This window comes from Flagellimonas ochracea (assembly GCF_009903685.1).
In the GTDB taxonomy this organism is placed as follows: Bacteria; Bacteroidota; Bacteroidia; order Flavobacteriales; family Flavobacteriaceae; genus Flagellimonas; species Flagellimonas ochracea.
The window spans coordinates 1018861-1031710 of the sequence record NZ_JAAABI010000001.1; the positions used below are offsets into that span (position 1 = coordinate 1018861).

Annotated in this window: 11 protein-coding genes and 1 pseudogene; all 12 read right to left on the bottom strand. The window is 39.0% G+C overall.

Annotated features, from left to right (window positions below):
- Positions 1–16 precede the first annotated feature (16 nt).
- The 12 genes and pseudogenes from GTQ34_RS04775 to GTQ34_RS04830 all read right to left on the bottom strand — a co-directional run bounded on the left by GTQ34_RS04775 (position 17) and on the right by GTQ34_RS04830 (position 12819).
- A complete protein-coding gene (locus tag GTQ34_RS04775) occupies positions 17–1159 on the bottom strand; it encodes a polysaccharide biosynthesis C-terminal domain-containing protein (RefSeq protein WP_166522600.1) in 1143 nt (380 codons plus the stop codon).
- A gap of 5 nt (positions 1160–1164) precedes the next feature.
- Positions 1165–1593: a dTDP-6-deoxy-3,4-keto-hexulose isomerase gene (locus GTQ34_RS04780; protein WP_166522601.1), complete on the bottom strand. Its 429-nt coding sequence runs from the start codon at positions 1591–1593 to the stop codon at positions 1165–1167.
- Positions 1583–2596: a polysaccharide biosynthesis protein gene (locus GTQ34_RS04785; protein ID WP_166522602.1), complete on the bottom strand. Its 1014-nt coding sequence runs from the start codon at positions 2594–2596 to the stop codon at positions 1583–1585. The genes GTQ34_RS04780 and GTQ34_RS04785 overlap by 11 nt, the downstream gene beginning before the upstream one ends.
- Positions 2597–2608: 12 nt before the next feature.
- Entirely contained in the window at positions 2609–3073 is a 465-nt protein-coding gene (locus tag GTQ34_RS16785; RefSeq protein WP_166522603.1) for a CatB-related O-acetyltransferase, read from the bottom strand.
- Positions 3074–3285: 212 nt separating this feature from the next.
- Positions 3286–4347 carry a glycosyltransferase family 4 protein gene (locus GTQ34_RS04795; RefSeq protein ID WP_166522604.1) on the bottom strand — a complete coding sequence of 354 codons (1062 nt, stop codon included), beginning with the start codon at positions 4345–4347 and terminating at the stop codon, positions 3286–3288.
- 16 nt (positions 4348–4363) lie between these two features.
- On the bottom strand, positions 4364–5557 hold the full coding sequence (wecC, locus tag GTQ34_RS04800) for a UDP-N-acetyl-D-mannosamine dehydrogenase (protein WP_166522778.1): 1194 nt from the start codon (positions 5555–5557) through the stop codon (positions 4364–4366).
- Positions 5558–5577: 20 nt separating this feature from the next.
- On the bottom strand, positions 5578–6696 hold the full coding sequence (wecB, locus tag GTQ34_RS04805) for a non-hydrolyzing UDP-N-acetylglucosamine 2-epimerase (protein ID WP_166522779.1): 1119 nt from the start codon (positions 6694–6696) through the stop codon (positions 5578–5580).
- Between the two features lie 6 nt (positions 6697–6702).
- Positions 6703–7581, bottom strand: a complete 879-nt coding sequence (locus GTQ34_RS04810; RefSeq protein WP_166522605.1) for a glycosyltransferase family 2 protein — start codon at positions 7579–7581, stop codon at positions 6703–6705.
- 181 nt (positions 7582–7762) lie between these two features.
- Entirely contained in the window at positions 7763–8920 is a 1158-nt protein-coding gene (locus tag GTQ34_RS04815; protein WP_166522606.1) for a glycosyltransferase family protein, read from the bottom strand.
- A gap of 120 nt (positions 8921–9040) precedes the next feature.
- Positions 9041–9215, bottom strand: a pseudogene (locus GTQ34_RS16990) (DapH/DapD/GlmU-related protein); the annotation flags it as partial.
- Positions 9216–9663: 448 nt separating this feature from the next.
- Entirely contained in the window at positions 9664–11526 is a 1863-nt protein-coding gene (gene asnB, locus GTQ34_RS04825) for an asparagine synthase (glutamine-hydrolyzing) (protein ID WP_166522608.1), read from the bottom strand.
- 147 nt (positions 11527–11673) lie between these two features.
- On the bottom strand, positions 11674–12819 hold the full coding sequence (locus GTQ34_RS04830) for a hypothetical protein (protein ID WP_166522609.1): 1146 nt from the start codon (positions 12817–12819) through the stop codon (positions 11674–11676).
- Between the last annotated feature and the right edge of the window lie 31 nt (positions 12820–12850).

The window sequence follows — 12850 nt, forward strand, 5'->3', positions numbered from 1 at the left end:
GACGTTTTAGTGTTTGTTATTCCACATTTTCAAAATATGTGTCTGCATCTTCTGGATCGTAAGGTTCATTAATCCAAAACAACGTAATCAATTCCTCATCCCCGGTATTTGTTATGTTATGGGCATACCAAATTGGCATATCCACATATGCGGGCTCCTCCCCATCCAGATCATAGTTGATTACTTCATTGGTCCCAATCTTTCTCAACTGTATTCGGGCCCTTCCTTTGATAACGGCAAAACGCTCTGCCTTTCGCGTATGAAAATGATTACCCCTGGTTATTCCAGAAACTGTTGTGGAGAAAGAAAACTGTCCAGATGTTTGGGTCCGGGCTATTTCAACAAAACTTCCCCTCGGGTCTCTGTGTTTCGTATACTTGACCGGATAATGTGATACCGGGATATAACACCTAAACGTGTTGAAAAGGGATTTCTGAAAATGGTCTTCCAAATTGGGGAAAATACCATTTTCCATATAATCCTTTTTGAAACCATTGAGTAATTCAAGGATTTGGGAAACTTTCACATGATGATTTGGCTCAATGTTTACTTCAAAACTATTTTTACCAATCGGATTTGCTTCCTGTACTCCAAAAATGGTGTCAATGAAAATCTTCACCAAGTCGTTGACATAAATAAGCCCAACCTCACCATCATTAATGATTGTGGGTTCCTGGTTGTGGGCCACTTTATGGCAAAAGGTTGCGACAACAGAATTATAATTGGGTTTGCCAAAGGGTCCAAAAACATTGGGGATGGTCAAGGAAGTGAATCTTCCTCCCGACTGTTCGGCCCAATCCATAATCCGCTGTTTACCCTCTTTTTTGGATTGCCCATATAGGTTATCCCTTAGTTCTTGCGAAGAGGATGAAAAAACAATATGTGGGGTTGAGTTCACACTAATACAGGCGGTTATAAGATTTTCAACCAATCTTATATTGGTGTTGTAGATGACTTTTTGATCTTCATGCCGATTCATAGCAGCCAAATGTACCACAGTGTCACATTTGGAAACGAACTGGGCAAGCGCTTCTGTATCTTGGAAAAAGGACCTTTCAAAAGGAACTAGTTCCACATCATCCTGCAGGGAGAGTGTTGTATATAAGTGGTTACCCACAAAACCGGCCTGTCCAGTTATTCCTATCCTATGCTTTTTCATTGTGTCTACCATTTTGCGGACCATTTTTCCAAAGGGTATCTGTGGTCATCCGCCGCAGATTCTTTCAATCCAAAATTTGAGAACACCTGTAATATTGAACCTGTTACACTTGCTTTAATTCCTGTGGCATAGCCATTGGGAACGGCCAAAATTTCTGGTGGTTGGGAACTAAGTTCAATCCTTTTAGGGGTTAAATGCTCAGAGGGATTCTCAAAATTATCAATTTCCACAAGGTTGATTACAAAAGATCCCGAAATGCAGTGAAACCATTTCTTTTCAAATTGATGTCCTTGCCACGCCCTGATCAAATCTTCATCCTTTGGGAGAATTTCATAAAACCGAACCACTTCGGACATATCGAAGTTATTTACAAACCGTAAAGTGCCCCGCTCATCTGTGAATGTATCTCCCTGTATCAGAAAATCACTGGTCATTTAATTGCTCTTTGATGAAATCAAGGTTCAATAAAGTGCTTCTAAGTTTTTCATTGGTCAAATGCTCTGTGTTGTGTGAGTGGTAATCCTCTATTGCACTGATATCCGTTTCACCTACAGAGTAGTATCTGCTATAATTTAAATCTCGATTATCCGCTGGAATTCTATAAAAGTCGCCCATATCCTCTGCCTTTTGCATTTCTTCCCGTGTGCAAAGCGTTTCGTACAACTTTTCTCCATGTCGGGTACCAATTACTTTAATTTCGTTCTTAGAACCAAATATGTCTCTTACCGCTTCTGCTAAATCTCCAATGGTACTTGCCGGTGCCTTGTTCACAAAAAGGTCTCCTTGGTTTCCATGCTCAAACGCAAAAAGCACCAAATCCACAGCATCTTCCAAAGACATTAAGAAGCGGGTCATATTGGGATCGGTTACAGTCAAGGGTAACCCTTGTTTAATTTGATCGACAAACAAAGGGATTACGGATCCTCGTGAAGCCATTACGTTTCCATAGCGTGTTAGGCAAACTATGGTTGAATTTTTGGAAATGTTTCGGGAAGCGGCTACGGCGACTTTCTCCATAAGTGCTTTGCTGATACCCATGGCGTTGATGGGATAAGCAGCTTTGTCGGTACTTAGACAAATGATACGCTTTACTCCGTTGGCCACGGCGGCATCAATGGTATTCTGCGTTCCGAATACATTGGTTTTTGCAGCTTCGATGGGAAAAAACTCACAGGACGGGACCTGCTTTAAGGCCGCAGCATGAAAGACATAATCCACACCCCGCATGGCTTGGTTTATACTATTGAAATCCCTTACATCACCTATGTAAAATTTTATCTTGGGATTCTTCAATCGGGTACGCATGTCATCCTGCTTCTTTTCATCGCGGCTAAAGATGCGAATTTCACCAATATCCGTAGTAAGAAAGCGGTCTAACACTGCGTTACCAAACGACCCCGTTCCTCCCGTAATCAATAATGTTTTGCCTTTGAACATAGTTTTCTGGCTTTATACGTTTTTAAAGTATTTATCAATTTTTTCTGGTGTCAAGTCCTTCTCATTGAAGAAATCCTTGCACTCTGAAATCTTTTTGTCTGAAAAGTTCCACCATTCCAGTTCCAACAGCCTTTGAATAGTTTCTTCATCAAATCTATATTTGATTACCTTAGCGGGAACTCCTCCGGCAATTGCGTATGGCGGGACATTTTTGGTTACAATAGCTCCCGCCGCCACAACGGCGCCATCTCCCACAGTTACACCATCCATTATTTTTACATCCCGACCTATCCATACATCATTGCCAATATTTATAGGGAGGTTGGTCTTAAATTCAATTGGTGTATACCAATCGTTCCGCATTCGATTTTTTTTATAGAAAATAGAGTTGGTGGATACATAATTTAATGGGTGTCTCCCAAACCCCAAAATAGTATCCTTGCCAATTGCCGTAAAATTACCAACGGTGGTGAGCACTAACTTGCAATTTGAGTTTATTCTAGAGTATTTGCCAACCTTTGAACGATTAAGTACCGCGAAGCTTCTGATTTCTGAAGACTTGGCAAACTGGCAATTCTTAGTCCAAAATGCAAATGCAGAAACTAGTGGATATGTTATTTTTTTGGTAGAAAAAAAAGACGTTAAATAAGCTCTCATAATTTTTTGGTATAGGTACCCGAGTTAAGACGTTAAGCGTTAACATAATTTATCGCATCTATAAATCCATTTGCCATAATCATAGGTGTTCGGTGATTATCATAAAATACTTTGGCGTTATCCCCCATTTTAATAAACTTATTTGGATCTTTGAAAATCTCCAAGATTATAGTATCCAATTGTTTGAAATCTTTAAACAATATTCCATTTCCATTGTTTGTAATATTAAGCCTTTCTCCACCTGTAATGGCATGTTCATAGGTTATAAAAGGAACTCCGTAGCCGAAACTTTTAAGTACCGATAAACCAGCTTGGCCCGGAGAAATACAAGCTATTGCTGATGAAAACAGTTCTTTTAACCTAGCTTCCTCAAAGATTGCCCCATGCAAAACAATATGATTTTCCAATTTGTACTTGCCTATCCATTCTTTTATCCTATCAAACTCGGCACCTTTGCCAATTATATGTAACCTTTTAGGTTTTCCATCAAAATCACCCAAGGCATTCTTATATGATTCCAACAATTCAAATATCTTCTTCTGTTTATACAAAGATCCAATAAAGAGAATGTTATCTCTAACCACGTTCTTTTCTAAAGGAAGTACTTCAACGGTATTATGCATCACAAAAAGCTTATCAGCAGCAATTCCCTTTTTAATATACTTGTTCCTAGCATAATCGGAATAGAACAACATGGCATCCGAACGCCTGGCCAAAAAATATCTGATGTTGTTCATAAACGTAGGCGAATCAAACCTCGCATTATATGATGCTCGCACACCGATTCCCCAGAAAATCAGTTTTACTTTTCTTCTAAGCGCCAACTTCAGAAAGGAAAGGTTGAACAGGTAGAACATACATACCACCGCATCGAATTGTCCAACCAATTCATTGAACTCCTTATCGTAGTAGGTGAATTTTCCAATCTTTTTGAAGTTGATAATTACCTCATCGAATTTGTTTTCCTTGTTTTCTGACCTTTTGGAAGAATGGGCGACGGTGAGATTAATACCATTGTCTTCGGCTATAAGATTGAAAATGGGTATTCTATAGCTTTGTAATTTGTATGTAACAAAAAGAATATTCTTCGACATAACTTCAGACTATTACCTACCTTGAAAGTATTCCGCAAAAATCAAGGATTTTTTTTGAGCTATCCCTTGGCAATTCCTTAAACTCATCATGCGCCACCAAATAGACGACTATATCCGCTTTTTTAAATGCCTCGCTATAGTCCGTAAGCTTGAATATATGATGTGATTCTATGTTGGGCTCCACAATAAAATACTCCTCATTGTTTACATTCTGTAACACTTTCTGCACAATATATTTTGCAGGGGATTCCCTTAAATCGTCAATATTTGGTTTAAAGGCAAGTCCCATCAGGGCAACTCTGGGCTTATAACCATGTTCTAGTTCAAACTTAAGTTTTTCCGTTTGAACTTTCTCCGCACACCAAAAAGACTTGTAGTTATTTATTTCTCTGGCCGTACCAATAATTTTGGATTCCATGGGGTAGTCAGAAACAATAAAGTAAGGATCAACCGCAATACAGTGCCCCCCTACTCCACAACCTGGCTGCAAAATATTTACCCTTGGATGTTTGTTTGCCAATTCAATAAGTTCCCACACATTGATATCGGCCTTGTCGCAAATTAAAGAAAGTTCATTGGCAAAAGCTATTTGAACGTCCCGAGAGGAGTTTTCAACCAATTTGCACATTTCGGCCGTACGGGCATTGGTATGATGCAATTTTCCATCAACATATTCGGAATAAAATGCAACCGCTTTTTCCGTAGAGGCTTTATCAATGCCCCCTATAACACGGTCGTTATGAACAAGTTCGTACATTACGTTTCCTGGAAGAACACGTTCGGGGCAATACGCCATATGTATTTTTCCATCAAGTTCGGGCCTGGCACCGAAAATAAAGTCTTTCATTTTTTCCGTGGTTCCTATGGGTGAGGTCGATTCGATGATATATAGATCGCCTTCTTTTAACAACGGCAAAATAGCCTTCGTGGCCGCTTCAACATAGGAAATATCAGGTTCGTTCTTTTCTTTGAATGGTGTAGGCACAACGATTAGATACGCATCCGCCTCTTTAGGTTCCAGATGTGCCTTAAGAAAACCCTCGTTTACAGCCTTGGATACAGCTTCCTCCAAATCGGGTTCCACAATATGGACTTTACCTTGATTTATGGTATTTACCACTTTAGGGTTAACATCTACTCCGTTGACCATGGTTTTTTTTCCCGCAATTAGGGCAGCAGTGGGCAAACCAATGTAGCCCAAACCCATCATAGTTACCTTTTTGTTTGCCACTATTGTTGATTTTTCATGTATTCTACAATCCTTTTGCAAGCCTGTCCATCCCCATAAGGGTTATGTAACCTGCTCATTTTTTTATACGTTTCTTCATCGGTTAGCAGTTTTGAAGCCTCTGATATTATTTTTTCCTTATCCGTACCCACCAAAATAACAGTTCCAGCTTCTACCGCTTCCGGTCTTTCTGTGGTTTCTCTCATCACCAAAACCGGTTTGCCCAAACTTGGGGCCTCCTCTTGTACTCCTCCACTGTCGGTTATCACCAGATGGCTTTGATCCATCAACCAAACAAATTCTGGATATGCCAAGGGGTCTATCAACTTGATATTGTCCATGTTCCCCAAAAGTTCATATACTGGCTTTTGGACCTTAGGATTTAGGTGAACCGGATATACGATTTCAACGTCATCATGAGTTTGAGCAATTTCCTTAAGTGCTTGACAGATATTGATAAAGCCTTGACCGTGATTCTCCCTTCTGTGACCAGTTACCAAAATTATTCGTTTGTCCAGGGATATGGTTTCCTTAAGTGTATTCAATTCTTCGGAATCCAAATTTTTAACCCGCTCAACGCTTTCATGTAATGCATCAATAACCGTATTTCCGGTAATCGTAATGGTTTGATCGGCCACACCTTCATTCCTAAGGTTTTGATGTGAAGTTTTGGTGGGTGCAAAATGAAAATCCGCAACATGTCCCGTTACCCTTCTGTTGATTTCTTCCGGAAACGGTGCCCACTTGTTGAAAGTTCTCAAACCTGCTTCTACGTGGCAAATCCTGGCGCCCGAATAAAAACCTGCTATACTTGAACCCATAGTTGTGGTGGTATCACCATGAACATAGACAAAGTCTGGTTTGTAAGACTCCAAAACCGGTTGAAGACTGGTAATTATGGTTGCCGTCAATCCGTATAAATTTTGCCCAGGTTTCATCAAATCGAGATCATAATCTGGGATAATTTCAAAAAAGTCTAAAACCTGATCCAACATTTCGCGATGTTGGGCCGTTACACATACTTTGGTTTCAAATTCTTTTGATTTTTGAAAGGCCTTGACCAATGGAGCCATTTTAATGGCTTCCGGTCTGGTCCCGAACACAATCAGGTTCTTTTTCAACATAAACTAGTTCTTTCGGTTTTTATATAAGAGATGATAATATAACTGTGGAAAAAGTACTTTGAAATATCCTGTTGCCAAGAAAAGGGGAAACCTGAGCGGAAAATGCTTCTTCATATGATGGGTTTGTGAAACAAAATCAAATCCTATAGGATTATAAAGCATTTTATATCTTTCTTTCAAGGGCAACTTAAAAAATTTAAGGTAGCGATTGCTATGATCATTGACGCATTCGCCAACAATTCCCGGCATTACCATAACCGGAATGCCTTTTTTTGTCGCTTTTAAGGTATAGTCAAAATCAGCCATTCCATGCACATAACCCTCCGATAAAATTCCAACTTTATCCACTACATTGCCGCTTACCCACATAATATTGGCATTTCCCAATTGGCAAGGAACCGGTTTGTCCTGGGGTTTCACCCTTCTCATGGTTGCCATAAAGCGGTTTCTAAACACAGAACCTCCGTAACTTATTTTCTTGGTTTCGGAATCAACAGTGGTTCCGACATAAACCCCGCCGTGGCCATAATTGGAAACGGTATGACCATGTGTTTGTTGCACAGCATCAAACAAATGGGGGTAAATATTCGTGTCATCATTCATCAGAAGATAGGCATCATAGTTGCCCTTTACCGCTTCGCCCCATGAATTGCGCATACCTCCGGCCCAATATAGAAATCCGTTACCTAGCAAGATATTTACTTCTGGGAAATTGGTTTTCACGGCTTCAGAAGTTCCATCAGAAGAACCGTCATCCGTAAGGTAAACAGAAATACTCCAATTCTGCCCCGAATTTTCATGAGCTTTGAACAAAGCCGAAAGTGCTGCTATCGTCTTTTCCCTCCTGTTAAAACAGGTAAGAAGAACCGCAAGTCTGTTCATATGATGGGGGTGTGGTCAATGGTTGAAAAATGCATGTTTTAACACCACAAAAGTACAGTAAACAATTAAAGTTTCTTCATATTTTGGATGATACTATCCAATTACTGGATTATCGGTTGTTGAATAAAAAAAAGACATGTGCGTCAAAATCTTATGAGATTTTAATTTTGCCAATCTTTCCTCAGTTTCCAATGATTTTCTTCCTTAAGTTCCCAATTTTTTCAAACGTTTGTCTGATAAAAAGCTTTTTTGTGGATTTGTAACCTATTCTTTTATAGTTATAGATAAACTTCCTCTCCCAATCCAGCTTGTTCGGGTTTTCTTCTTTAATGGTGGTGTCATAAAGGAAAAAATCGTTTCCATTTATTTGCCTGAGAATGTTATCCTCATGCGGTTTCAAGGATTTACCGTAGGACCTAACAATTTCGTAATCCATAATCTTGGAGGTCAACACATATCTTTTGTCCAAACAATTTTTATATCCAAATAAATCAACACATACTTCACTTTCTTTAAGCCCCAGTGCTATATGAAGCGTTTTATTCTCGTAGAATGCATCGTAAACCGCTAAAGCCTCCTTTGGATTGGAAAAACTATATTTTTTTTCTTCAGCATAATCCAACGGTACCTGATAAATAGTACTGTCATTGCCAACATGGGTGCCCGCATCACTAAAGTTGGTTGTCAATGCCACCTTTGGATACAAAAAGTATAGTTCTTTTTCAATCAAATAGGCAATATTGTATTTGAGCCAAGATTTGGGAGACCAACTGCGAACGTAAGAAGGAACCTCCTCAATTTCATCAATATCCGGATTTTTGTCATACCAATGCATAAAAGCTTGCCATTGATTTTTGGTCCAAGCCTGTCCCCAAGAAGAAGCAAATTGAAAGTACCAGTTATCGTATCCATCTTCCAAAGCTTTAAAATTATCTCGGGTGTGGACATTAAGCTGGTGATTATACAGGGAAATACCTCCAATTTTTGATTGCTTAGATGAGAAATCAAGTGCCTGCTCTGCAAAAAGGTAAAAATTTGGTGAAACGAACAGATCATCCTCCAATACAATTACTGATCCATATTCCAAACTAAGGTTCCCACATTTTAGGATATGCTTTCGTAATCCCAAGTTGATTTCTTGGTACACTACTTTCTTAGAACCATGTTTCCATTCAAAATCGTTGGCGATCTTGAGCACATCTTGGTTGTTGTCCGCCCTGTCAATACTGATAATCAAATCGATATCCTGACCGGAATATTTTGCTTCAGACAAGGATTGCAACAATCTGGACAAAGACCTCGGTCTATTATACGCTACAACAACTATTGGAATCTTCACCTTATTGGTTGTTTAGGTGTCTTACAAACGCTTCTATATTCCTAAAATATTGGGCATGTTCCGCTATCCATGTCGTAGGTTTCTCCCACCATTTAAAATCCAATAAAAAGTCAATTTCGTCCTCTGTAAAACGTTTTTTTATGGGTTTTGCGGGTACTCCCCCAACTATGGTATAGGGTGGTACATCTTTGGTGACCAAGGCATTGGCCGCCACTATGGCCCCATCACCAATTCGTACTCCATCCATTAAGGATACGTTGGCTCCAATCCAAACATCATTTCCTATGGAAATGCTATAGCCGTCATCATGTGGTGTAGCAAATTCCTCAAAATACTGCTTATCAGCATAGGTGAAACCTACCGGAGTTTTTACGGCAAAAAAGGAAGGATGCGAAGACACAAAAGTGTTGGAAGGGTGCTTGCCAAATATACAGTCCACATTTTGGCCAATAGAACAATATCTCCCAATGTTAGCTTTGGCCAATTTAGCACCTTCTGCAATATAGGAGCCATAACCTATTTTAGACCCCACAATTGCGCTGTTCTTTCCAAAGCCATTTTTTCCTTCACATTGTACTGAAAAACCAATGAAAGTCCCCTTTTGATAGGTGATGCCCTTTTTACGTTTTAGATAAATCCTTCTAAAAAAAATAGCCGCCCTAGTAAGAAAAGAGCTTGAGAGCACCCATTTTTTTATTGTATTGATCATAATTCTTTTTTAGGCAATAGGGTCCTGATAGCGATTAACCAGCTTGCATATTTACAGCATTCCTTTTAAGCACTGCATTGCCCCAAATGTAGGGAGATAAATCAGACCAGCATTTCTGAGCTTCCGTAAAGTTGTGATTTTCCTTTTTTACGATTGCCGTTATTTTACTTCGCAATTGGTTGGGATCCGTCACCAAATTTGATTGCAAAAAATCATTGGAATTAACTACATCCAAAAACCACTCCGATAGGTCATTCTGCATCCAATCCACAATAGGTGAGCTAAAGCCTATCTTGGACTTGCGCCATGTAACCTCCTTAGGCAGGTATGGGTCCAGGGCATCCCTGACAATCCTTTTGGTATATCCATTGCCTATTTTGCTCGAATACGGCAAGGAGTTTACAAAACTTACAATTCTATGATCCATGAACGGCATACGTATTTCTACTCCATTAATCATGGCATAACGATCATAATTGCGCAAAAGCGTAGGCAAAATGTTCTCATGGAACATGGAATAGAGATACTGCGAGAGATTATCCAATTTCCCAAAGTTGCGATGGGAATTGTCCACCGAGGGCATTTTTTTGCCTAAAATCTTCTTGCCCATTTTCCTCATCATGTAATTGGTGTATAGTTTAAGGTTACCTACGCGATTGTACTGTACCGTATCTTCATTGATCGAGCCTTGATAGATATTTAAAATATCCTTAGTGTTCTTTGGATTGAAGCGAGCATCCCAGAGGCTTTCTAAAGCGCCTTGTTGATAACCGCTCAGAAGTTCATCCGCCCCATGTCCGTCCAAGGTAACCGTGGTGCCATTTTCTTTCACGGCGCCATACAACATGATCATGGGTAAAGGAGAGGTAATATACAAGTCTTCAAACAGATAGAAATAGTGTTCCAAGTTGTCCCAGTGTTTCAATGGGTCAATGTCCACGAAAGTGGCCCCAATTCCCAGATGGTCGGTAACCATTTTTGCATAATGGGATTCATCCAGGGGGGTCCCAGGAAAGGATGCCACAAAGGCATGCTGCCAATCATCTGAATAGCTCTTGTTATTTCTTGCCAAGTTGGCCATAGCTGCTATCGTAGCGCTACTGTCCAATCCACCACTTAGGGCTGTTCCAATGGTTACATCGGAACGCATTCTCAATTTACAGGAATCCATAAAGAGTTCCCTAAAACGTTCTACTTGTTCCTCATAGCGTTTGGGCACTTCCACCAAATGATCTAAAGTGTTCCAGTACCTGTATAGTTTTAGTTCACCATTTTCATAATGTCCGTTATGCCCTGCGGGAAAGCGCTTAATGTCTTTAATCAGGCATTTTTCGGTAGATTCATAGAAAAAAATGTTCTTCTTCATCCAATGAAAGTCCTCAGAAACCTCCAATTTTTCCATAAACGGAAATATGGCCTTCATTTCAGAAGCAAAAACAAACTTCCCATCAATATGTGCATAGAACAATGGCTTTTTTCCGTACCGATCTCGGGACATGAACAGTTTTTTGGTCTCAGCGTCCCAAATGGCCAAGGCCCACATACCATTAAATTTTAACACACAATCCTCTCCCCATTGGATATAGGCCTTTAGAAGCACCTCTGTATCGGAAGTAGACCTGAAATTGTGCCCTAAAGCCTGTAACTCCTGTTGTATTTCCAAGAAATTATAGATTTCGCCATTGAAAATAACGGCATACCTTTTACTTTCATGAAACATGGGTTGGTGCCCATTGGCAGAAATATCCAAAATGGAAAGCCTTCTATGCCCCAGGGAAACCTCATCGGAGATGTTTTCAATTCCATAACTGTCCGGACCCCTATGGGTCAACGTATTCAAGGCATGTTTGAACACTTCATGGTCTGAGGCAGGGATTGTTCCTAAAATACCGCACATAAGCTAAAAATGAACTATATTATTCGTGATTGATTACTTATTCAAATTTTATAGGCATACAACAAAAATTGTCGACAAAAATTGACAAATTCTAATTTTGCCTAGTTATTGCTCCTATCAACTGAGCAAACACTCCCTTTGCTCTATTTATGTCTCAATTTCAATTATTCGTTTAACAATTCCTTGATAAAAACAAAAGAAGAAAAAAAGATATATGTTACCTTCTAAAATAGGTTCTCCAAAGAAAAATATTAAGGTTACAATAGTAAACAAGCCAAGACATATTCTTAATGAGGGATCTATATTATTTGAAAACACAATTTTTTTGGTGTTGGTTATTGATTTCACAGTAAAAACAAGTAAAAAAAACAGGGATAAAAGACCGGAAACCTTTGCTGTATCTATCCACAGATTATGTCCATATTCTTCTCCTTGCCATCCCAATGGGTGTTCAAACATATTAGCAAATCCATTTAACCAAAGTTCAGTTCTTCCCCCAGCACTTGAAGCACTGGTCGTTCCCTCTGTTAAACGATGTCCAAGTGTTGAGAAATAATCAGCTTCAAGATCAATGCTCACAAAATTTAAAAGTAAAAGGGAAATTACGATAAGCTGAATTATAAATATGAATTTATCCTTTGGTTTTAGAATTATTATCTGATAAACAATACTAAACAACAACGAAAATACTGTAAGGGTAATCAGAGTTCTACTCCCAAGACGAAAGGAACAAAGTATTGTAACGAAGTAAAAAAATAAAAGTATCAGTCTACCAAAAACATTTAAAAACCTACTTTTTGAAATAATAAAGCTAGGAAAAGTTACATTGTAAATTAAGTAACCAGCCATTCCCGTAGCCAGAATCTCCCGACCATCCCAAACACTACTAAAATCCCTATTAACCTGGGCAAACCCTCCCTCCAAAATATCTTTCAAAACCGTAGCGACAGAAGAAGCCGAATAAATAACGGCAAAAGAAATCAGTAAAAAGAAAATATCTTTTTGACTTAGTTTATTTGAAATCAAATACTTGCCAAAAATGTAGAAAGAAAAAGGGAAAATCGCTTGGATAATTAAGATTTGAATTCCTGAGTCTCCACCCCCTAAAAAATCAAATGAAGTATATATGAAAGAAAAAAGAATTAAAATTAATGCTTCAGAATCAATTAGCTTGGTTATACTTCCAATCTTAAAAGCAACAACATATATAACTATCAGATAACCAATGTAGATTACAAGGGAGTATGGATTGAGAAGAAATAGGAACATTAACATCAATCCAATTATATCCACCTTTTTTAGGAAGCCTTTGCCGAACATCAAG

Bases quoted from the DNA above. Each gene is read 5' to 3' on its own strand.
- GTQ34_RS04780 (WP_166522601.1), bottom strand. From the start codon at position 1,593: ATGACCAGTGATTTTCTGATACAGGGAGATACATTCACAGATGAGCGG.
- GTQ34_RS04810 (WP_166522605.1), bottom strand. From the start codon at position 7,581: ATGAACAGACTTGCGGTTCTTCTTACCTGTTTTAACAGGAGGGAAAAG.
- asnB (WP_166522608.1), bottom strand. From the start codon at position 11,526: ATGTGCGGTATTTTAGGAACAATCCCTGCCTCAGACCATGAAGTGTTC.
- GTQ34_RS04795 (WP_166522604.1), bottom strand. From the start codon at position 4,347: ATGTCGAAGAATATTCTTTTTGTTACATACAAATTACAAAGCTATAGA.
- GTQ34_RS04785 (WP_166522602.1), bottom strand. From the start codon at position 2,596: ATGTTCAAAGGCAAAACATTATTGATTACGGGAGGAACGGGGTCGTTT.
- GTQ34_RS04775 (WP_166522600.1), bottom strand. From the start codon at position 1,159: ATGAAAAAGCATAGGATAGGAATAACTGGACAGGCCGGTTTTGTGGGT.
- wecC (WP_166522778.1), bottom strand. From the start codon at position 5,557: ATGATGGGTTTGGGCTACATTGGTTTGCCCACTGCTGCCCTAATTGCG.